Annotated in this window: 22 protein-coding genes and 1 riboswitch; of the genes, 11 read left to right on the forward strand and 11 right to left on the reverse strand. The window is 61.4% G+C overall.

Features of this window, described 5'->3' with window-relative positions; genetic code table 11:
* Positions 1 to 61 precede the first annotated feature (61 nt).
* Both AC1DIJ_RS01690 and AC1DIJ_RS01695 read right to left on the reverse strand, forming a co-directional pair.
* Positions 62 to 1,000, reverse strand: a complete 939-nt coding sequence (locus AC1DIJ_RS01690) for an ABC transporter substrate-binding protein (RefSeq protein ID WP_112388599.1) — start codon at positions 998 to 1,000, stop codon at positions 62 to 64.
* Between the two features lie 33 nt (positions 1,001 to 1,033).
* Positions 1,034 to 1,774, reverse strand: coding sequence for an ABC transporter permease (locus AC1DIJ_RS01695; RefSeq protein WP_112388600.1), 741 nt, complete (start codon positions 1,772 to 1,774; stop codon positions 1,034 to 1,036).
* Between the two features lie 112 nt (positions 1,775 to 1,886).
* Positions 1,887 to 1,989: riboswitch (TPP riboswitch) on the reverse strand.
* Between the two features lie 141 nt (positions 1,990 to 2,130).
* Between AC1DIJ_RS01695 and AC1DIJ_RS01700 the strand changes: the two genes are divergently transcribed.
* Entirely contained in the window at positions 2,131 to 2,763 is a 633-nt protein-coding gene (locus AC1DIJ_RS01700; RefSeq protein ID WP_112388601.1) for an outer membrane protein, read from the forward strand.
* Between the two features lie 180 nt (positions 2,764 to 2,943).
* The gene (locus AC1DIJ_RS01705) at positions 2,944 to 3,189 is read left to right on the forward strand and encodes a hypothetical protein (RefSeq protein ID WP_112388602.1); all 246 of its coding nucleotides are present in this window, start codon (positions 2,944 to 2,946) and stop codon (positions 3,187 to 3,189) included.
* Between the two features lie 74 nt (positions 3,190 to 3,263).
* Here the strand turns inward: AC1DIJ_RS01705 and AC1DIJ_RS01710 are convergent, their stop codons facing one another.
* Positions 3,264 to 4,193: a sugar ABC transporter substrate-binding protein gene (locus AC1DIJ_RS01710; protein ID WP_112388603.1), complete on the reverse strand. Its 930-nt coding sequence runs from the start codon at positions 4,191 to 4,193 to the stop codon at positions 3,264 to 3,266.
* Between the two features lie 169 nt (positions 4,194 to 4,362).
* Positions 4,363 to 5,397, reverse strand: a complete 1,035-nt coding sequence (locus AC1DIJ_RS01715; RefSeq protein WP_112388604.1) for a sterol desaturase family protein — start codon at positions 5,395 to 5,397, stop codon at positions 4,363 to 4,365.
* 145 nt (positions 5,398 to 5,542) lie between these two features.
* Between AC1DIJ_RS01715 and AC1DIJ_RS01720 the strand changes: the two genes are divergently transcribed.
* Together AC1DIJ_RS01720 and AC1DIJ_RS01725 are read left to right on the forward strand one after the other, a co-directional pair.
* Entirely contained in the window at positions 5,543 to 6,553 is a 1,011-nt protein-coding gene (locus AC1DIJ_RS01720) for a LacI family DNA-binding transcriptional regulator (RefSeq protein WP_112388605.1), read from the forward strand.
* Between the two features lie 18 nt (positions 6,554 to 6,571).
* Positions 6,572 to 7,405, forward strand: a complete 834-nt coding sequence (locus AC1DIJ_RS01725; RefSeq protein ID WP_112388606.1) for a sugar phosphate isomerase/epimerase family protein — start codon at positions 6,572 to 6,574, stop codon at positions 7,403 to 7,405.
* Here AC1DIJ_RS01725 and AC1DIJ_RS01730 read toward each other — a convergent pair whose 3' ends face one another.
* The 3 genes from AC1DIJ_RS01730 to AC1DIJ_RS01740 are packed head-to-tail and all read right to left on the reverse strand — an operon-like array spanning position 7,406 to position 9,986.
* A complete protein-coding gene (locus AC1DIJ_RS01730) occupies positions 7,406 to 8,404 on the reverse strand; it encodes a Gfo/Idh/MocA family oxidoreductase (protein ID WP_112388607.1) in 999 nt (332 codons plus the stop codon).
* 38 nt (positions 8,405 to 8,442) lie between these two features.
* Entirely contained in the window at positions 8,443 to 9,666 is a 1,224-nt protein-coding gene (locus AC1DIJ_RS01735; RefSeq protein WP_112389024.1) for an NAD(P)/FAD-dependent oxidoreductase, read from the reverse strand.
* Between the two features lie 5 nt (positions 9,667 to 9,671).
* Complete coding sequence (locus AC1DIJ_RS01740; RefSeq protein WP_112388608.1) at positions 9,672 to 9,986, reverse strand: MocE family 2Fe-2S type ferredoxin; 315 nt, start codon at positions 9,984 to 9,986, stop codon at positions 9,672 to 9,674.
* Between the two features lie 206 nt (positions 9,987 to 10,192).
* Between AC1DIJ_RS01740 and AC1DIJ_RS01745 the strand changes: the two genes are divergently transcribed.
* The 6 genes from AC1DIJ_RS01745 to AC1DIJ_RS01770 all read left to right on the forward strand — a co-directional run bounded on the left by AC1DIJ_RS01745 (position 10,193) and on the right by AC1DIJ_RS01770 (position 15,486).
* The gene (locus AC1DIJ_RS01745; RefSeq protein WP_112388609.1) at positions 10,193 to 11,329 is read left to right on the forward strand and encodes an ROK family transcriptional regulator; all 1,137 of its coding nucleotides are present in this window, start codon (positions 10,193 to 10,195) and stop codon (positions 11,327 to 11,329) included.
* Positions 11,326 to 12,093, forward strand: coding sequence for an ATP-binding cassette domain-containing protein (locus tag AC1DIJ_RS01750; RefSeq protein ID WP_112388610.1), 768 nt, complete (start codon positions 11,326 to 11,328; stop codon positions 12,091 to 12,093). Before AC1DIJ_RS01745 ends, AC1DIJ_RS01750 begins: the two co-directional genes overlap by 4 nt.
* Before the next feature lie 34 nt (positions 12,094 to 12,127).
* Positions 12,128 to 13,168, forward strand: a complete 1,041-nt coding sequence (locus AC1DIJ_RS01755; protein ID WP_112388611.1) for a sugar ABC transporter substrate-binding protein — start codon at positions 12,128 to 12,130, stop codon at positions 13,166 to 13,168.
* Between the two features lie 62 nt (positions 13,169 to 13,230).
* Positions 13,231 to 14,226: an ABC transporter permease gene (locus AC1DIJ_RS01760; RefSeq protein WP_112389025.1), complete on the forward strand. Its 996-nt coding sequence runs from the start codon at positions 13,231 to 13,233 to the stop codon at positions 14,224 to 14,226.
* Positions 14,223 to 14,993, forward strand: coding sequence for an SDR family NAD(P)-dependent oxidoreductase (locus tag AC1DIJ_RS01765; RefSeq protein ID WP_477831164.1), 771 nt, complete (start codon positions 14,223 to 14,225; stop codon positions 14,991 to 14,993). The genes AC1DIJ_RS01760 and AC1DIJ_RS01765 overlap by 4 nt, the downstream gene beginning before the upstream one ends.
* Positions 14,994 to 15,051: 58 nt before the next feature.
* Complete coding sequence (locus AC1DIJ_RS01770; protein ID WP_310291280.1) at positions 15,052 to 15,486, forward strand: response regulator; 435 nt, start codon at positions 15,052 to 15,054, stop codon at positions 15,484 to 15,486.
* Between the two features lie 25 nt (positions 15,487 to 15,511).
* Here AC1DIJ_RS01770 and AC1DIJ_RS01775 read toward each other — a convergent pair whose 3' ends face one another.
* The 3 genes from AC1DIJ_RS01775 to AC1DIJ_RS01785 all read right to left on the reverse strand — a co-directional run bounded on the left by AC1DIJ_RS01775 (position 15,512) and on the right by AC1DIJ_RS01785 (position 18,368).
* Positions 15,512 to 16,315, reverse strand: coding sequence for a PIG-L deacetylase family protein (locus AC1DIJ_RS01775; RefSeq protein ID WP_112388614.1), 804 nt, complete (start codon positions 16,313 to 16,315; stop codon positions 15,512 to 15,514).
* Positions 16,316 to 16,365: 50 nt separating this feature from the next.
* Positions 16,366 to 17,793, reverse strand: a complete 1,428-nt coding sequence (locus AC1DIJ_RS01780) for an aldehyde dehydrogenase family protein (protein WP_112388615.1) — start codon at positions 17,791 to 17,793, stop codon at positions 16,366 to 16,368.
* 143 nt (positions 17,794 to 17,936) lie between these two features.
* Positions 17,937 to 18,368 (reverse strand): Lrp/AsnC family transcriptional regulator, encoded by a 432-nt coding sequence (locus tag AC1DIJ_RS01785; protein WP_112388616.1) that lies wholly within the window; start codon positions 18,366 to 18,368, stop codon positions 17,937 to 17,939.
* Between the two features lie 132 nt (positions 18,369 to 18,500).
* On the opposite strand from AC1DIJ_RS01785, the gene AC1DIJ_RS01790 reads away from it, so the two are divergent.
* Positions 18,501 to 19,604: a saccharopine dehydrogenase family protein gene (locus tag AC1DIJ_RS01790; RefSeq protein WP_112388617.1), complete on the forward strand. Its 1,104-nt coding sequence runs from the start codon at positions 18,501 to 18,503 to the stop codon at positions 19,602 to 19,604.
* 43 nt (positions 19,605 to 19,647) lie between these two features.
* Here AC1DIJ_RS01790 and AC1DIJ_RS01795 read toward each other — a convergent pair whose 3' ends face one another.
* A complete protein-coding gene (locus AC1DIJ_RS01795) occupies positions 19,648 to 20,139 on the reverse strand; it encodes an Lrp/AsnC family transcriptional regulator (RefSeq protein ID WP_112389026.1) in 492 nt (163 codons plus the stop codon).
* Between the last annotated feature and the right edge of the window lie 165 nt (positions 20,140 to 20,304).

Raw genomic sequence — 20,304 nt, forward strand, 5'->3', positions numbered from 1 at the left:
CACAACGTTCAGTTAACGGCCGGGGACATTTGCACGGCGCCGTGGCAGGGCCGCCACAGGGCTATTTTACCTCGACGGCAAGGTCCGCAACATCGGGCGCGGTCTTCACCAGACCCATCTCCTGCATGAAGGTCCCGAACCGCTGGTAGCGGCCGGTATCGAGCGCCGCAGGACGCTTGGCGAAGCGCGGCAGCGTGTCGAAGAATGCTGTGCGGTTCAGCTCGTCGTCGAGATTGGGGTAGGCCTTGACGAACAGCTGCCAGGCTTCCTTGGGGTGGTTGGTGATGAAGATCGAGGCCTGTTCGACGGCCGCGAGGAAACGTGGCAGCCGCGGATCGGCGATCGAATCGCGATGGGTGACGAAGATCAGCTCGTCATAGGGCGGCACGCCGTTTTCTTCTGGAAAGAACGCCTTGCCCTCATGTCCTTCGAGCTTCATCTGCGTCAGCTCGAAATTGCGGAAGCCGCCGACATTGGCATCGACCTTGCCTGCGATCAGCGATGGCGACAGGGCGAAATTGACGTTGACCAGCTCTACGTCTTCTTTCGTGAGACCGGCGTTTTCCAGCATCCGCTTCAGCATCGCGTCTTCAAAGCCGGTGACGGAAAAGCCGACCTTCTTGCCCTTCAGATCGGCAAGACTCTTGATCGGTCCATCGGCAAGCACGGTGACGGTGTTGAGCGGCGTCTCGACCAGCGTGCCGACCCGCACCAGCGGCAGTCCGGCTTCGTGGTCGAGGTAGAGGTTGGGCTGGTAATGGATGCCGATATCAGCCTGCTTGGCGGAAATCAGCCGCGGCACCGCCGAGGGATCGGCAGGCGGGATGAGCTCGACATCCAGCCCTTGCGCGGCAAACAGGCCCTTCTGCCCGGCGATGACCAGCGGTGCGTGGTCGGGGTTGACGAACCATTCCAGCATCACTGTCAGCTTGTGGTTGGCAAGCGACGGCGAAGCGAGCGCCACAAGGGCAAGGAAGGTGGCGGATATCAGACGCAGCATGTTTGCTCCATGAATGTGCAGTTTGAAAATCGTTCAGCGCGTGGTTGCCCACGGCGTCCAGCCGGAGGTGAGCCTGTCGACCACCACCCGGCAGATCAGCGTCATCGCCGCCAGCACCGCCATGGCGGCAAAGACCATGTCGGTCTGCATGCGCGCATTGGCCTGGACCATGACGAAGCCGAGGCCTGCCGACGCGCCGACCCATTCGCCGATCACGGCGCCGAGCGGCGCCAGCGGCGCAGCGATCCTCAGACCTGAAACGAGTGCCGGAACGGCAAGCGGCATCCGGATGCGGACCAGCGTCTGCCAGTGGCTGGCATTTGTCAGCGATACGGCATCGAGGATATCGCGCTCGGTCCTGCGCAGCCCGTCGGCAAAAGCCGAAGCGACGGGAAAAAAGATGATGATCGTTGCCATGGCGACCTTGGAAGCCATGCCGAAGCCGAGCCAAATGACCAGGATCGGCGCCAGCACAAAGACCGGGAAGGCCTGCAGGATCAGCACCAGCGGCCAGACCAGCGCCCCGGCGGCCGGAAAGGCCGACAGCACGAAGGCCGCCGCCGCACCTGAGATTGCTCCGCAGACGTATCCCAGCACGATCTCAAGCGCCGTCGTCAGGCTCTGCTCCAGCAGGAACAGCGGCTGCCGCACAAAGACCGAAGCGACCGACAGCGGTGAAGGCAGGATGAAATGCGCCGGCGCAAACAGCCAGATGACCACCTGCCAGATCGCAAGCAGCAAAACTGCACCATAGAGAGCGTTGAGAGGGCGCATCGTTCAGGTGTCAGTGGAAACTGAGGGGCGTGAGCGCAGCAGAACAGACATTGCGAAGCGATCTCCAGACGGCAATGGAGATCCAGGCAAAGCGAAGACGAAGGGAGATACCGGCGGCATCTTGTTCCGTTCCTACGCCGGCATGACCCGGATCAGGTTCAAGGGTCCGGCTCAGCGCCATCTCAGCATCGTCAGATGCTCCCCTCGGAATGGGCGGGAAACTGTCGCGTTTTCAAAGGACTGTCAATGGTGGATCCGCCGCCTGCGCAGCGCCCAGGCATTTGTGATCGAAAGGGCTAGAGACTTTTGGCCCAGGGCTACCTATCTAAGTGTCATGCAATTTAGGGAGACCGAATATGAAATTCGCTATTCTCACCGTTCTTGCTGCTTCGCTGGCGGGAATATCAGCCCAGGCCGCGGACCTGACACCACCGCCTGCGCCGGTTGAACCGGAGGCAATAACGCCGGTTTTCACCTGGTCGGGCCCTTATATCGGTGCCGAGGGTGGCTATAGCTGGACGACGTTCGATCCTGACGGTGCATCCAATGTCGACGCCAACGGCGGGATCCTGGGCGGCTTTGCCGGCTACAACTACCAGTTCGACAATAACTGGGTGATCGGCGTCGAAGGCGATGTCCTCCATAACTGGAACGAAGAGGACACGGCCTTTGGCTCCGTCGAGACGACATGGCAGGGCTCGGTCCGCGCCCGCGTCGGCTATGCCTTCGACAACGCCCTGCTCTACGGAACCGCCGGCTGGGCGATCGCACGGGCAGAAGGTCATCCGACCGGGGCTTCAGATGTTTCCGACACGCTGAACGGCTGGACGATCGGCGCAGGTATCGACTACGCCTTCACCCAGAACATCTTTGCCCGCGGCGAGTATCGCTATACCGACTACGGCAGCGGCAACTTCGGCGGTGCGGCGGGCGGTGATTTCGATCTGAACCAGAACACGATCATGATCGGCGTCGGCGTCAAGTTCTGAGGAGACGGAATGAAATGCGCGATCGCGGACGGCACGCCTTCACACGGCGTGACGCGAAGCTAGCCGTTTTCCAAAAGTCCGCTCTAGGTGTTCCAACATCCCCGTGGAAAACCGGAACACCGTGTTGCACTAAATTAGGACTTCGACAAAAGTCATTCCTCATGATGAGGAATGCTCACAATGCTGTCGGGTCTCGGGACAATCACCATTACGGACGAGAATTACAGCGAGCACGTGGCCTTCGAACTCGGTGAGCGTGACGGCCTGCTGTTTGGCGGCGAAGAGATCCTGCGGCGGGCACAGCGCGCCAAGAAGGTGTTTCTCTTCCTGCTGACATCGCGGCGCGAGTTGCGCATCCGCATTGCCAATGTCGAGCATTCCTGCGCCAATTTCGTCGTCATCAGCGAACCGCTTCCTGCCACCTGAGAGCGCGTGAAAAGGCCACGAGCGGGTCAGCGCTGCGTGGCCTTCATGACGCGGCCCGTGAGGCGAGCCGCGCCTCAGTTCAGATGTTCGAAGTCCGCCATGTTCTTCTCCGTCACCAGTTGGAACGGGATCCAGACCTCGCGGTCGATCTTTTCGCCCTTGATCGCCTTCAAAGCCGCATCGATCGAACCCTTGCCCTGACCCTTGGCATCCTGGAAGACCGTGACCTTCAGGTCGCCCGCCTTCATCGCCTGCAGGGCTTCCGGCGTGGCGTCGATACCGGCGACGATGATCTTCTCCGTGGATGCGCCGCCATTCTTCAATGCGGCGATGGCGCCGAGCGCCATCTCGTCGTTGTTGGCAAGAACGGCATCGAACTCCAAGCCCGATGTCAGCCAGTTGGAGACCAGATCGGCGCCGTTGACGCGGCTCCAGTTACCGACCTGCTCCTGAGCGACCTTCAGGCCGCTGCATTCAGGCGTCGCGATGACGTCATGGACGTCCTGAGTGCGCTGACGCGCGGCCTGGCTCGTCAGGTCGCCGATCATGATGACGACATTGCCTTTGCCGCCCAGAATGCGACAGACTTCCTTGGTCTGCAGCGTGCCGGATTCGGCCTCGTTTGAACCGACGAAAGCCTGTTGCTTGCCGAGTGTCGAAAGATCGGTCGGCTGAACGTTGACGTAGATCAGCGGGATGCCGGCATCCTCGGCAACCTTGCTGAGAGCCGGCGTGCCATCTGAATCGACGGGATCGACGATGATGGCCGAGACGCCGCCGGCAGCGAAATTCTTGACCTGGTCGAGCTGCTTGTTGACGTCCGTCGTCGCATCCTCGATCTGCAGCTCGACACCGACGGACTTGGCATAATCCTGCATGCCGTTGACGATCAGCGTCTGAAAATTGTTGGTGAGCGTCCCCATCGAAACACCGATACGATCGGCCGCGTGCGCCTGCCCAGCAAGCACCAGGGCAACCGCGCTGGTGGTCAGCAATTTCAGCATTTTCTCTCCTCCCAGAGATAAGGCGGCGCCAGCCGGCCGCAGGAAAACGTTAGCCGGGGAAGATCGCGCGGTCCGCGGAAAAATTGATGAAAATCCCTCATTTGCAGGGATCCGGACAGCAAAAGGCCCGGCGGAGAAGCCGGGCCTGCGGGTCGTTCACCTGGGAGGATCAGCCAGCCTGCTGTTCGCGGCGCGCCTTCTTTTCTGCGCGGCGCCTGGCCTGCTCCATGAACCGCTTGTCCATGCGCTCCTGCGCTTCGGATGAACCATCGTGGAATGTGCCGAACCACTTGTCGAGCGGGATCACGCCATCGGCGTAGTTGCACTCGAAATACTTGTGGTGAAGGTAGTGGTCGTAGCTGTGCGTATCGATGGCGCTTTCCTCGCCGACGACGATCTTGTCGAAACCGGCATGGCCGGGCGCCGGTGCAAGGCCGGCATGCGCCAGATGAAAGATCGCATGAACCGGGTTCGACGGAACGATCCAATGGATCAGCACGCCGGAGAAATACAGCAGGTGCTCGATCGGGTGCATGGCAAGACCTGACCAGGGGCCGGGATTGACGTTGTTATGATGCAGCTTGTGGACGGCATGATAGAGCGGCGGCCAGTGGATCAGCCGGTGGACCAGATAGAAATGCAGGTCGCGGAATGTCGGGATCAAGAGCATGACCACGGCGCAATAGACCGGTTGCTCGGCGAATGAGACATAGGGAATGATGCCATTGGCAAAGGCCCACAATGTGAGCACTTCGAAAGCCGTCCAGAGCGGCACGGCGCTGGCGAAAGTCCAGATGACATTATCGACCGTCTGATTGCCGAACAGAAAGGCATCATTGCCGACGGAGGGCCATTTGGCATTGAACTTGAAGCTCGTTCCCTGCTTCTTCTGCATGTAGAGGCGCAGGTGGAACGCGCCGAAGAAGACGAAGACGATTGCGGCGTTGCGCACCAGCAGATAGGCAATCCAGCCGATCGAGAAGGTCTTTGCCGTCTCGAGCGACGGCGTTGCATAGAGCCAGAGCAGCGTGCCGATCGCCGCATAAAGCACGTTCCACGGCATCAGATAGCCCGGATAGCCGAACACCCATTTCAGGAAACGGAGCGGCTGCACTGGCCAGATGAACACAGGCGGATACTGAATAAGCTTGGAAGGCGCCCAGTCGCCGCGTTTGTTGCGCTTCCCGTAAAGTGTGTCGTCCATCTGATATCCTCCAACTCGTGCCGGAAAATTACCGCAGCAATAGTGCCGTTTCCCATCGCTGTCTTGATGTGTTTTGATCAACTGAGCGATTTCGCCAGAGGCGCTGCAATGCTTGACTGTCGAGCGGAGTTTTGGGGAGGTTTTGATGAAAAAGACGACACTGCAGGATGTCGCCACAGAGGCCCGGCTTGGCATCGCCACCGTCGAGCGCGTCATCAACGGCCGCGGCGGCGTCACCGAGAAGACGGCAGAAAAGGTGATCCGTGCGGCCAAGAAACTTGGCTACGGCGAGCGCTCGACGGAAACGCATCGCGGCGCCATCCGCATCGAGGTCATTCTGGTGCGCCCTGAAACCAGCTTCTTCGCCCGCTTGAACCAGGCCTTCGAGCGCATTGCCGCATCGCTCGACCGCGCCGTCATCCTGCATCGCACCTTCATCAAGGAAAGCGATCCGATCGGCATGGCCCATCACATCGCCAATCCGAGCTTTCGCCGCTCCGGGCTGATCATCTGCGCGCAGGATCACCCGAAGGTCATCGAGAGCCTGCGGCGTGTGCGCGCCGCTGGCGTCGAGGTCGCCCAGGTCGTCACCCGCTGCGACGACCAAGAGGTTCCCTATCTCGGCATCGACAATTATGCCGCCGGGCGCAGCGCCGCCTATTACATGTCCGGCATGCTGGCTGCCCGGCGCGGAAACTTCGCCGCGATCTGTCATAGCGGGGCCTATTCGAACCATCGCCAGCGCATCCAGGGCTTTTCCGATTACCTCACCGAGAAGGGTGCCAATGGCCACGCGGTATCGCTGGTGATGATGGGACGCGACGATGATCTGCAATGCGCCGAACTGCTCGGCGAGGCGCTCCGCCGCGATCCTGAAATCATCGGCGTCTATTCGGCCGGCGGCGGCGACGAAGGTGTCGCCATCGTCCTGCAGCAATGGGCCAGGCAGCGTGATATCTTCTGGGTCGGACACGAGCTGACCGAGAAGAAGAAGCGCTATCTGGAAACCGGCCTGCTGGACATCTGTCTCGACCAGGCGCCCGAAGTGCAGGCGCGGCGCTCCGTCGATCTCATCCTGCGCAAGCTCGACATCATCCGCACCGAGGTCATCACCGATCCGGTGCGCTTCATGACCGTCAGCGCCCAGAACCTCTAACTAACGACGAGGCCAGCAATGCAATCCCTCACCGTCTTCCAATCCCTTTGGGCCATGGAGCTTCGAAGCGCACTCACCCCGGAGCGCGCGCTCGAGGAGAATATCGGCCTGATATCCGAGGCCGGTTTCGACGGCGTGAGCGCGCATTGGTATGACCGCGCCTATGTCCGGCCACTTGCCGCTTTGCTGAAGGACCACGGCTTGAAGGCGGAGGGGCAATGCTTTCCGAAGACGATCGACGAGCTGAAACCGGCGCTGGAAAATGCCGCAGAATTTGGCGTCGCCCATCTTTGCCTGCAGCCGGACGTCCGGCTGCGCCGGATCGAGGATTGCCTGCCGCTGCTGGAGGGTTGGCATCGGCTTTCAGAAGAGGCCGGCATTCCGGTCTTTATCGAGACACATCGCGACCGGATGACCACCGACCTGTTCTTCACCCTCGACCTGATGGACCGGCTTCCGGATCTGAAACTGCTCGGCGATCTCTCGCATTTTCTCGTTGGCCGCGAGTTCGCCTGGCCGGTCTCCGATGAGAACCACGAAATGATGCAGCGCGTTCTCGACAGCTCCTGGGCCTTTCATGGCCGCGTTGCCTCGCGCGAGCAGGTGCAGATCGAGATCTCCTTCCCGCATCACCGGCCGTGGGTCGATCTGTTCATGGGCTGGTGGGACTACGGTTTCCGCAGCTGGCGGCAGCGGGCAGGCGCCAGCGACACCCTCGCCTTCACCTGCGAGCTCGGCCCGAAACCCTATGCCATAACCGGCCGCGACGGCGAAGACAGCACCGACCGCTGGCAGGAGGCGCTGTTTCTGAAGGACGAGATCCGGGCGCTCTGGGCCCGGACTGCCGCGTGATCAGTAGAAATCGGGCTTTTCGTGTTGCGGGACCGCCACCCGCTCGCCCGACTTCCAGGCCTGAAGGCAGGCCTTGGTGACCTGCATCGCCATGAAGCCATCCCAGGCGCTGGCGCCGGTTGGCTGCCCGGTGAGTATCCCGGACGTCCAGGCTTCCAGCTGTGCCCGGTAGGCCTGCCGGAACCGCGGCCGCCAATCGGGCGGGGTGCGGAAACCGTCATGGCCCTTTGCGCGAAGCATCGTATGCGGGGACGGATCCAGCGATACGGTTCCGTCCTCGCAGACGAGCTCGGCGCGCACGTCATATCCGTATTGGGCGTCAGTGAAGACCTCGATGTCGATGACGACGCCCGATGCGGTCTGCAGCAGGATGAATTGCGGCTGGCGGTTCGGCGCATTCCGCGTCGGCGGCGGGCTGGTGACGAAGGCCGAGGCAATCTCTTCGTCCAGCAGGAAGCGGGCAATATCGAATTCGTGGCCTGCCGAATTGGCAATCACCAGATCCGAGGTCAGATAATCGGGCGCCACTGCGTTGCGGTGAATGCAGTGGAGAAACAGCGCACGGCCGAGTTCGCCCGATTGCAGCGTATGCTTCATCTCGCGATAGCCGGGATCGAAGCGGCGCATGAAACCGACCTGCACCAGACGGCGCCTGGCATTGGTTTCGGCACTGATGATCGCCTCGGCATCCTCGATGCCAGCCGCAAGCGGCTTTTCCACCAGGACCGGCTTACCGGTGGCAATCGCCTTCAGCGCCAGCGCAGCATGCGTTTCATCGGGCGAGCAAACCATGACGGCGTCGACATCCGGGTCGGCGATCAGCTCATCCGCACCGGCAAAGACACGGGCACCTGAGGCCTCGCCAACTGCGATCGCGCGCTCCCGGCTGAAATCCTGAACAGCGGTGAGCCGCGCATTGGCTACACCTTCAGCAAGGATCGCCGCATGGTCACTCCCCATCACGCCGGTGCCGATGATGCCTATCCTGACCTCTGTCATCGATGTTCCTTTCGGGATTCCGCTTTAGGGAATTCAAGCTAAGCGCGCGGCAACAGCGATTTCAAGTTCACCGACACCTGCGAAAGGTCTGTGGCATCGGGTTTTGCCCGCTTGGCGATCAGCATTTCGGCGAGGCGGATATCCTTGGCGATGCGATTGCCGGGTCCAAAGCCGCTGGCGGCAAGCAGGCGCCCGTCTTCGCCGAGGTGGAAGAGAATGAATGTCCCGGGCTCGATTTCCCGGCGCACGCTCGTAACCGCGCCGTCGGCGAGACCGGCGATCTGCAGCGTGCAATCATATTGATCCGACCAGAACCACGGGACGGCCTCGTAGGGGCTGACAGCACCCAGCATGCCGGCGGCCGCATGCGCGCCCTGATCCTGCGCATTCCGCCAGGCCTCCAGCCGGATTCGCCTCGCGTCATAGGGAAATGAACAGCAGTCTCCAGCCGCAAAAATTGCCGGATCCGAGGTTTGCAGGCTGGTATCGACGGCAATGCCGTTCTCGACGGTGAGACCGGCCTTCACAGCCAGTTCGGAGCGAGGTTGAGCGCCGATGCCCACCACCAGCGTACCGGCTTTCAGGATTTCACCGGTGATGAGGGCCAGGACGACACCATCGCTGTCACCGGATAGCCGCTCGATACCGGCGCCGCACACGATCCGCACGCCATTGCCTTCGTGAAGCGCCTGGACCTTTGCGGCGATCTCCACAGGCACGCCCCGCATCAGAATGCGCGGCAATGCCTCGATGACAGTGACCTCAAGCCCGCGCTGGCGGGCAGCCGCCGCTAGTTCGAGGCCGATAAAGCCCGCGCCGATGATCGCGACGTGGCCGCCCGCCGACAGCCGCGCAGCAAGGCCCGCCGCATCGTCGTGGGTTCGCAGATAGAAAACATGCTCGAGCCCCTCGGCCGCGGGCAGGCGCCGCGGGGCCGCACCGGTTGCGATCAGCAGCCTGTCGTAGGGGATTCGCCGGCCGCTTGCCAATTCGACGGCGCGGCGCTCGCGATCGATCGCAGTGGCGGCATCGCCGGCGATGACCACGATTCCGTGTTCGTCATATTGCGACCGCCCTGCGATAAACGGCGGCTCAGCGCCATCGGGCGCCAGCATATGCTGCTTGGAAAGCGGTGGCCGTTCGTAGGGCAGATGCCGCTCGTCGCCAATAAGCGTGATCGATCCATCGAAGCCCTGATCGCGTAGCGCGAAGGCAGCGCGCGCGCCGCACTGGCCGCCGCCGATGATGACGAAATGCTGCATCGGCGTCATTCCAGTCCGAGAAACACAGCGCCGTCTTCGACCTTGACGGGATAGATCCGGAGGTTGACGCAGACGGGCGCGCCCCTTGCCTCGCCGGTGCGATAGTCGAAGCGTCCGTTGTGTTTCGGACATTCGACGATGTGGTCCATGACCAGACCATCGGCGAGATGAACCTTCTCGTGGGTGCACATCCCATCCGTCGCATAAAAGCTGTCATCGGGGCTGCGGTAGACGGCGAAGGTCTTTCCGCCGTGATCAAAACGGATCACGTCCTCGTTCTCGACATCATCGATCTCGCAGGCCTTCACCCAGTTGCTCATCCGATCCTCCCGAATTCATCGCGTTTGATCAGAACCTAGGCGATCGGCCGGAAAATCGCGGTCAGATTCTTGATCAAAACCCATCAATTCGAACGGCGGGAATAGCATCTCGACAGGACCAAAACAGCATGCGGGAGCTATTTATGAAAACCATTTGACTAAATAAAAACTCGGTGCCAAGCTGATGACATTCTGAGGGCTGTGGCATGACATTGCGTGGTACCAATCAGGAATCAGGGCGTCCGTATAACCGGCGTATCGTTCTCGAAGCGATCCGGTTGAACGGTCCGGTGACGCGCGCAGACATCGCCAAGCGCGTCAGCCTGACGGTGCAGACAGTCTCGACCATCGTTCGCGAACTCGAAGAGCAGGGCTACATCCTCTCGGTCCGAGAAGAGCCGAGGGGGCGCGGTATTCCGCCATCGGTGCTGACGATCAATCCGCAGGGCGGCTATGTCGCGGGCATCCACCTAACCCCGCTCGGTATCGACGCGGCACTGGTCGATCTCAACGGCAATATCGTCGAGAGCGCCTATCGCACCGCGCCGAATGTAGCGCCCGATCTTGCGTTCCAGCTGATCGGCGAACTGGTCTCAGAACTTCGCGCCGGTGGCAGCAAGCGCATCCTGGGAGCCGGCATGGCGCTGCCGGGTCCCTTCGGCATCGATTCCATGAGCTTCATCGGTGCGACGACAATGGCAGGCTGGAAGGACGTGCCGCTCAAGGAGCGGCTGGCGGAAGCCGCCGATCTGCCTGCTTTCATCGACACGGACATGGCCTGCGCGGCACTCGGCGAACAGCTCTACGGAATTGGCTCGCAATTCTCCAACTACTACTATCTCTATTTCGGCGTCGGCCTCGGCGGCGCCATGGTTCACGACGGCGCAGTGATGCGCGGCGGCTGGGGCAATGCCGGCGAAATCGGCCATATCCCGGCGGTACCGGATGGCGAGCCCTGCCCCTGCGGCAACAGCGGCTGCCTGGAACGCTATCTTTCTCTCGACGCCTTCAATCGCCGCGGCGTGTCGCAGCAAATGTGGGCCGAGGAAATCCGGCCGATCTTCCACAACGCCGTCCGCACCATCGAGAACCTGCTCGACCCGCAGACGATCGTGCTCGGCGGGCTGGCGCCACCCGACCTCATCGAAAAGCTGGTGGCCTCGGCCGGCCTGCCGAATTCCGTCGCCGCCCGCAAGGATCGAAAGCATCCGCGGCTGGTCATGGCGAGCGATTGCCAGAACTCGGTGCTCCGCGGCGCGGCAGCGCTTGCCGTCTCCAGCCTGCTGTCGCCGCGCTTCGGCCAGATGTTTTCCACCCCCGACGAGAAAGGGATCGCCGCATGAGCGAACCGCTGCTGGTGCTCGACAATATCCGCAAGAATTTCGGCGCTATCGAAGCGCTGAAGGGGGTCAGCTTCTCGATCGGCAAGGGCGAGGTCGTGGCACTGCTGGGCGATAATGGCGCCGGCAAGTCGACGTTGGTGAAGATCATTTCCGGCGGGCTGGAACCATCGTCCGGCCGGATGCTCTTCGAAGGTCGCGACTATGTGGCCAAGACCCCGGCCGAGGCGAAGGCCGCCGGTGTCGAGACGGTCTATCAGGACCTGTCTCTCGCCACCAATGTCGATGTCGTCGCCAATTTCTTCATGGGCCGCGAAATCACCCGCAAGGTGCTCGGCATTCCCTTCCTCGACGAGCGGGCGATGGAAAAGGTCGTCGGAGATGCGCTTGCCAATGCCGGCACCCGCATCCCGTCGCTCCGCACCAAGGTCGAGCATCTCTCCGGCGGCCAGCGCCAGGCGATCGAGCTCAACCGCTTCGTCCATTGGGGCGGCAAGCTGGTGCTGCTCGACGAACCCTTTGCAGCGCTCGGTGTCGAGCAGACGCGCCGCGGCCTCGAGATGATCCGCCATGTGGCCAACCAGGGCATCGGCGTCGTCATCATTACCCACATCATGCAGCAGGCCTTCCAGGTCGCCGACCGGATCGTGGTGATCCGCCAGGGCGTCGTCGCGGGCGACGTCGAGACATCAAAGACAAATGCAGACGCGGTGATTGAAATGATCACCGGACAAAGCCTCGCCGGTGCCGGACCGGTGAGACCATAAAAATTGAGGGTCCGGCACAAAAGGAGAGAACGACATGAAGCGAATAGCCTTAGCCGCGCTGACCGTTCTGGCGCTCGGCATCTCATTGATGACGACCGCCTTCGCGCAATCGAAGGGAACGGTCTATTACCTCGTCCCGACCTTGCTCGATGAATTCCAGACCGGCTCGGTCAGCGCGCTTGAGATGTTTCTCAAGCAGACCGGCTACGAAATGAAGACGCTGAACGCCGACAACAAGACGGATGCGCAGCAGTCGCAGATGAACGATGTCATTGCCTTGAAGCCCTCGGCGATCATTCTGGCCGCCGTCGATTTCAACGCGCTGAAACCATCGATCGAGGCCGCACGCGCCGCCGGTATCCCGGTCGTCGAGTTCGACCGGCAGATCACCTCGACGCAGTCGGACTTCACATCGGTCGCCGGAACGATCGAGATCGGCTATGTGGCGGCCGAACAGGCAGAAAAGCTGCTGAAGGCAAAGAATGGCGACGTGAAGGGCAAGGTTCTCCAGGTTCTGGGCGATCCCGGCGATCCCTACACGCTCGACATCCAGAAGGGCTTCGAAGAGAAGATGAAGGCCTTCCCGGGCGTGAAGATCATCTCGGTGCCTGCCATGCAGTGGGAAGCCAGCAACGCCGGAACGATCGTGTCCGACCAGATGCTTGCCAACCCTGATATCGACCTGATCTTCAGTCATGCCGCGCATCTCTCGGTCGCCGCCGTCGCTTCGCTCGAAGCCGCAGGCAAGAAGCCGGGTGATGTCATGCTGATGAGCTCCAACGGCGCTCCTGTCGGTCTCGACCTGATCCGCAAGGGCTGGCTGAACGTCGAAGTCGAGCAGCCGCTTTATGCGCAGGCCGCGGCCGTCGCCATCTTCATGGACAAGATCGCCAAGAAGGAAGAGATCAAGCCCGGCGAATATGACGTGCTCGGCCTGAAGGGCGTCGTCACCAAGGAAGCATGGGGTCCGAACATCAAGATCCCCGGCGCTGCCATCACCAAGGAGAATGTCGACGATCCGGCCTTCTGGGGCAACCAGAAAGCACCGACCGCACAGGTCAAATCGGTCGAATGAGCGACATCCAAGCGCCCGGGCTTCACAGCCCGGGCTCCCTCCCCAGCAACCGGAACGGCCTGATGACACCTCGCACGCGTCAATTCTTTGAGCTCGTCCTCGATAATCTCGTCTGGTTCATGCTCATCTTCGTGCTCGCCGTCTTTTCGGCGTTCGTCCCGAACTATTTCCAGCTTGGCATCTTCGCCAATATCATCGAAGCCTCCAGCGTCCTCGGCGTCATGTCGATCGGCCTGTCGCTGGTAATCATCGCCGGGCATATGGACCTTTCGGTGGAGTCAGTCGCGGCGCTGTCGGCCATGGCAGTCGGCATCCTGTTCTGCTCGGCCGGCATCGGCATCGGCTTCACGCTCAGCCCGGAATGGCTGATGGTGCCGGTCTCGCTGCTGATCGCCCTTGCCGTCGGCGGCCTGATCGGGCTGCTCAACGGCTTCCTGATCGTCAAGGTGAAGATGAATGCCTTCATCATCACGCTGGCCTCCTATATCTGGGTGCGCGGCATCGTGCTTGCCGTCTCGGGCGGCCGCTCCGCGCAGGATCTGGCACCCGCCATCCGCTGGTTCGGTATTCAGAGACTGATCGGCCTGCCACTGACGGCCTGGATCGCCATCTTCTGCTTCGTGCTGTTTTCGGTGATCATGGCCAAGACCCCGTTCGGCCGTCATCTGACGATGATCGGCGGCAATGAGACGGCAACGTTCCGCGCCGGCATTCCCGTCCAGCGCAACCTGATCATCGCCTTCGTCATGGCAGGCGCGATCGCCGGTCTCGCCGGCTGGCTACTCGCCATCCGCACCTCGGGCGCGACAGCCAATCTTGGCGTCGGCCTGCTGTTCAACGCCTTTGCGGCCGTCGTCATCGGCGGCGTCAGCCTGAAGGGCGGCGTCGGCGCCCTGCCCGGCGTCTATGCTGGCGTGCTGCTGCTGTCGTCGATCAACACCGCCATCAATCTCATGGGCCTGCCCGCCAATTTCACCCAGGTTATCCACGGCTTCCTGGTGCTGGCGGCGGTCCTTCTCGATACATTCAAGCAAAAACTGCGTCAGAGGCTCGCATGACTGGAAGACTGGACGGAAAAATAGCGGTTGTCATCGGCGCCGCCCGCGGCATCGGCAAGGCGACGGCCAAGCGCTTTCAGGAAGAAGGCGCCACGATCGTCCTCGCCGACTACGAAGAGGAAGGCGGCCGCGCCGCCGCCGCGGATCTCGGCGTCACCTTCTTCAAGACCGATATCTCGAAGATGGAGGACGCCAAGGCTGTCATCGCCTTCGCAGTCGAGACCTATGGCAGGATCGATATCATCGTCCAGAATGCCGGCGTCTATCCCTGGCAGCTGATCGAGGATACCAGCCCCGAGGACTGGGACAACGTCATCGCCGTCAATCTGCGCGGCTCCTTCAACGCGGCGCGCGCAGCACTCGACCCGATGCGGAAGCAAGGCTATGGACGCATCCTCTTCACCTCGTCTATCACGGGGCCGCGTGTCACCAGCCCGGGCCACGGCCATTATTCGGCGACCAAGGCCGGGATCAACGGCTTCATCCGCGCCRCAGCGCTCGAATTCTCCTCCTATGGCATCACCGTCAACGGCGTCGAGCCGGGCAACATCATGACCGAGGCGATGCAGCTTCACCGTGGCCCGGCCTTCATCAAAAACATGGAGGATGCCATTCCGCTCGGCAGGCTCGGCAGCCCGCGCGATGTCGCCAATGCCTTCCTGTTTCTCGCCTCCGACGATGCAAGCTACATCACCGGCACGACGATCGTCGTCGATGGCGGGCAGCTTCTGCCTGAGGGAAGCGATTTCAGGCTCTTGCCTCCGTGAGCTGGCGGCGGTCCTCACGGTCTCGTGAGCGAAGTCGGCCGCCCGTCTCTTGACCTTCGTGACTGCTTCCCTACTTCGCAACTCGGGCGAAGAAGTTGGGAATGACATGAAGGTATTGATCGTTGAGGACGAGGGCATCATTGCCTGGGACCTCGAAAGCATGGTGCTCGACAACGGGTTCGAGGTTGCGGGACTCGCAAGGACGGAAATTGAGGCGCTCTCGCTGGCACGGCGAGCCGATATCGCGCTCGTCGACGTACAGCTGGCGGACGGCCCGACCGGTCCGCAGATCGCCCGCACGCTGATCGATCTCTATGGCATCGAGGTCGTCTTCATGACTGGCAATCCCGAAATTGTCGCGGGCTTCGAGGGCGCCGTCGGCGTCGTCACCAAGCCGCATCACCTCGACAAGGTCAAGTCGGCGCTGATGGATGCGCTGGCTGCCAGAACCCGCAAACGGGATGCCAGGTCCAGCGGCGCGACGGCTGCCTGATGTAGTTCGCTGCAGCGGAAGGCCGTCAGTTTTCCGCCCGCCAGAACCGTTCCCTGAATCCGGTTCCGGACGCGTCCCTCATGTAATTCCTTAGCTCTCTCTCGGCATCGAGGCCGGGGAAGATTTCGGCGATCTGCGATTCATATTTCAAGATCGCCGCGAACTTGCGCTCGAAGTCGACGTCGATATCAACATGATCCCTGACCGTCCAATTGGTCCGCTCCAGTGCAGCCGGCACGCTGTCCGGATGGCCGGGCGGGAAGAAGCCGGCGGCATAGGGAATGTCCTCATAGAGATAAATATCGGCGTTCCAGGCAGCACTGCATTTGCGGAAAGTCTCGGTGGTCACGACATGATCCAGATGGCGGCCGACCGCCATTGGGCAGAGGACGATCGTCGGGCGCACCGCGGCGAACCATTCCGCCAGCAAATCCTCCAGCGGCGCCCAGGCCGGATCCCGATCCGATGGCGGCGAGAAGACCGCCTCCCGGGTCGCGTAAAGGGGGATGCCATCGCGGTCTTTGCGATAGATTGAATCCGTCATGCCGCCATGAATGTAATCGGCGCCGAGGCGCGCGATCGAGGCGATATCCTCCTCGCGCCTGACGGCATACGGATTTGCGCCGAGCCCCCACCATTCATGCAGCTCGCGAACCAGCGGTGACGGCTCACCCTGCAGATCGGCATCGCCGGTAAAAATCGTCGCCGCGACGACATGGGCACCATCTTTCACCGCCCTGTCCATTAGCCCGCCGGCACTGAGAACCGCGTCGTCGAGGTGCGGCGAGAGGATCAGGACGCGGTCGTCCCCGGTGAGCTTGTCGAGCATTACGGCATCCGTTCGTGTGGCGATTTTCCTTGCAGACAAAAGACGCCGGATTATTCACCCCAGCCGACAACACCCTTGATTTCAAGGAAATCATGGATCGCCCAATCGGCGTACTCGCGGCCGTTGCCGGACTGCTTGTAGCCGCCGAAGGGTGCGAATGTGTCCCAGTCCGGATAGTTGAGATAGACCGAACCGGCGCGCATGCGCTTGGCCACGGCGCGGGCATGCTCGATATCGGTCGACTGGATATAGGCGGCGAGACCGTAGACCGTATCGTTGGCGATGCGAACGGCATCCTCGTCGTTCTCGTAGGAGATGATCGAGAGAACCGGCCCGAAGATCTCCTCGCGCGCAATCGTCATGCCGGGCGTGACATGGCCGAAGACTGTCGGACGGATATAATAGCCGCGGTTCAGCCCCTCCGGCCTGCCGGGACCGCCGGTGACCAGCGTCGCACCTTCGCTGATGCCGCTCTCGATCAGGCGCTGGATCTTGTCATATTGGATCTGGCTGACGACGGGGCCGAGATCGACGCCTTCGGCGCGCGGATCGCCGGTCTTGAAGGCTTCGGCCGCCTTTTTGGCGATGGCAAGCACCTCGTCGTGGCGGCCTGCCGGTACCAGCATCCGGGTCGGCGCATCGCAGGACTGGCCAGAGTTGCCGAAGCAGCCCTCGACACCCTTGGCGACGGCCGTTTCGAAATCAGCGTCGTCGAGAATGATGTTTGCCGACTTGCCGCCGAGCTCCTGCGCCACGCGCTTGACCGTATCGGCGGCGGTCTTCGCAACGATGATCCCGGCCCGCGTCGAACCGGTGAACGAGACCATATCGACATCAGCATGTCCGGCCATGACCTGGCCGACATCGGGACCGGTGCCATTCACCAGATTGAACACGCCCTTCGGCGTTCCCGCGGCCGCCATCACCTCGGCGAAGATGATGCCGCTGATCGGCGCGATTTCCGATGGCTTGAGAACGACCGTGCAGCCTGCGGCGATCGCCGGAGCCACCTTGCAGACGATCTGGTTCAGCGGCCAGTTCCAGGGGGTGATCAGCGCGCAGACGCCGATCGGCTCCTTGACGACGGTGGTCGTGCCGCGCTTTTCGCTGAATGTGTATTCCTCGAACGCGGCGATCGTCGCTTCCATGTGAGCGCGCCCCACCCCGGCCTGCGAATCGCGGGCGAATGGCAGCGGCGCACCCATTTCCTGGCTGACGGCCTGGGCGATATCTTCGAAGCGCTCATTATAGCATTCGAGAATCCGCTTCAGCAGCGCCAGACGCTCCTCTTTCGAGGTCAGCGAGAACGTTTCGAACGCCTGCTTCGCAGCTGCAACAGCCTTGTCAACATCGGCTGCAGAGCCACCGGAGATCGAGGTATAGGTTTCTTCGGTCGATGGATCGATCACCTCGATCGTCTTCGGCATCACAGGATCGACCCAGGCGCCGTCGATGAAGAATTTCAGGTGGTTATTCATGTGTTCTCCAATGCCGTTGGTAGCTCAGGCGCGGGCAGCGCGATGGCGCTCGACCGGTGTCATTGACGGACACTAGCCGAACTTTGCAAATGTGAAATAGCAATTGCGAGGCAATCTCTGCCGCCGCCACGCGGCGGTGTTTCTCACCGGGCAAACCGTGTCGAGAGAATGATCGAGGACAGCGTGCGGTCGACGCCATCGATCGCCCCGATCCTGTCGATCACCTGGTCGAGCTCCGATATCGACGGCGCAGCGATCAGCGCGATCAGGTCAAACGATCCGCTGACGGAATGCAGCGCCGTCACCGTCTGCATCTTGTCGAGGGCCGATGTCACCTGCGCCAGCGCCTTGGGCGCGATGGTGATCAGGATATGCGCCCGGATCAGCCCCGAGGCATAGGCATCCGACAGCCTGACGCCATATCCGGCGATCACGCCCTCGCGCTCGAGCCGTTCCAGCCTCGCCTGCACCGTCGTTCGCGATAGCGACAGTTTCTTGGCCAAGGTGGCAACCGGCAGACGGGCATTTTCGCCGAGCAGCGCCAACAGCTCCCGGTCTTTCACGCTCAGATCCATCGCTCTACACTCCGCAAAGATTGATCAGCAAACTGATTTAATATGTCCGTCGTTTTGCGCATTCTGCCGCTATTTTATGTGAAGTCCACTGCTAGGCTTATAAAAATCCTATAAACGTCATCGAGGGCTGATATGAAAGAAGTTGTTGTTGCAGGCGCAGGCAAGATCGGTGGCGCCATCGCCTTGATGCTGGCCGATACGGGCGCGTACAAGGTGCTGGTCTTGGACCGCAGCGCTGAACAGACCGAACGGGTCGAGCGGCATCCGGCGATTTCGACCGCCGTGCTTGATATTTCCAGCCATGCGGATCTGGTGGCCACGCTCAAGGGCAAGTTCGCCGTCCTGTCGGCAGCGCCGTTCAATCTGACCGGCCTGATCGCCGAGGCGGCCCTTGCCGCCGGCGTGCACTATCTCGACCTCACGGAAGACGTTGCGACGACCAAGAAGGTCGAAGCGCTGGCAGAGAATGCCGAAAGCGCCTTCATTCCCCAGTGCGGCCTGGCGCCGGGCTTCATCTCGATCGTCGCCAACGATCTGGCCAAGCGCTTCGACAAGCTCGACAGCGTGCGGATGCGTGTCGGCGCGCTGCCGCAATATCCGTCCAACGCTCTGAACTATAACCTCACCTGGAGCACCGACGGCCTGATCAACGAATATATCGAGCCCTGCGAGGCGATCGTCGAAGGCAAGTTCATCACCGTTCCGGCGATGGAAGAACGCGAAGAGTTCTCGCTCGACGGCGTAACCTATGAGGCGTTCAACACCTCTGGCGGACTGGGCACGCTTGCCAAGTCGCTGGAAGGCCGCGTGCGGACGATGAACTACCGCACGATCCGCTATCCCGGCCATCAGGCGATCATCAAGGCACTCCTGAACGATCTCAACCTGAAAAACCGCCGCGACGTGCTGAAGGACCTGTTCGAGCATGCGTTGCCCGCCACCATGCAGGACGTGGTCATCGTCTTCGTGACCGTCTGCGGCTGGAAGGACGATCACTACCTGCAGGAAACCTACGCCAACAAGGTGTATTCCGGCGTCGTTGCCGGCCGCAAGATGAGCGCGATCCAGATCACCACCGCGGCAGGCATCACCGGCGTGCTCGATCTTCTTGCCAACGGCAAGCTTCCGACCAAGGGCTTCGTACGACAGGAAGAAATCGCTCTTGCCGACTTCCTCGACAACCGCTTCGGCCAGTTCTACAGCCCCGAAGCCGCGCGCCTCAAGGCAGCCAGCTGAACCAGCCCTCAGAAATCGAACTGCGGCCGATCGGGCCGCAGTTTCAAAGGCTGGGATTGAACTTGTCCCAGCCTTCCTTGACCGTTTCCATCGCCGGATTGGTCGATGTGCTCGAGACATGCGGCAGCGTCGAAATCTTCTCGCCGAGAACACGGCGGTATTTGGCGATGTCGCGGGTGCGAACCTTCAGCAAATAGTCGAAGCGCCCGGCGATCATGTGGCACTGTTCGACCTCCTTGATCTTCTTGACCGCATCGTTGAAGCTCTTCAGCGCGCCCTCGGTCGTGTTCGAGAGCTTGACCTCGACGAAGGCGATATGATCGAGTTCCATCTTCGCCGGATTGAGCACCGCCCGGAAACCCTCGATATAGCCTTCGGCGATCAGCCGCTTGAAGCGGATCTGGCATGGAGTATTCGACAGGCCGACGCGCGCTGCCAGGTCTGTAATGGAGATCCGCCCATCTTCCGACAGGGCCTCCAGTATCTTCCTGTCCAGTTGGTCGAGTTCACTAAACAAGGCGGTCTCTTTAGGCATATTAGCATCCCAATCGCGATATCTATAGATAATTGCCATTGAAATCGCCCTCAATCAAGTTGGATCGACCAGGCACATTTATGCTAGATTGCCGCTGCCGGTGGTTTGGGGCATGGGCGCATGCGCCTTGCGTATCGAACAGACGCCGGCAGTTGCCGTTCAAAC

Source organism: Rhizobium sp. 10N427 (assembly GCF_056394605.1).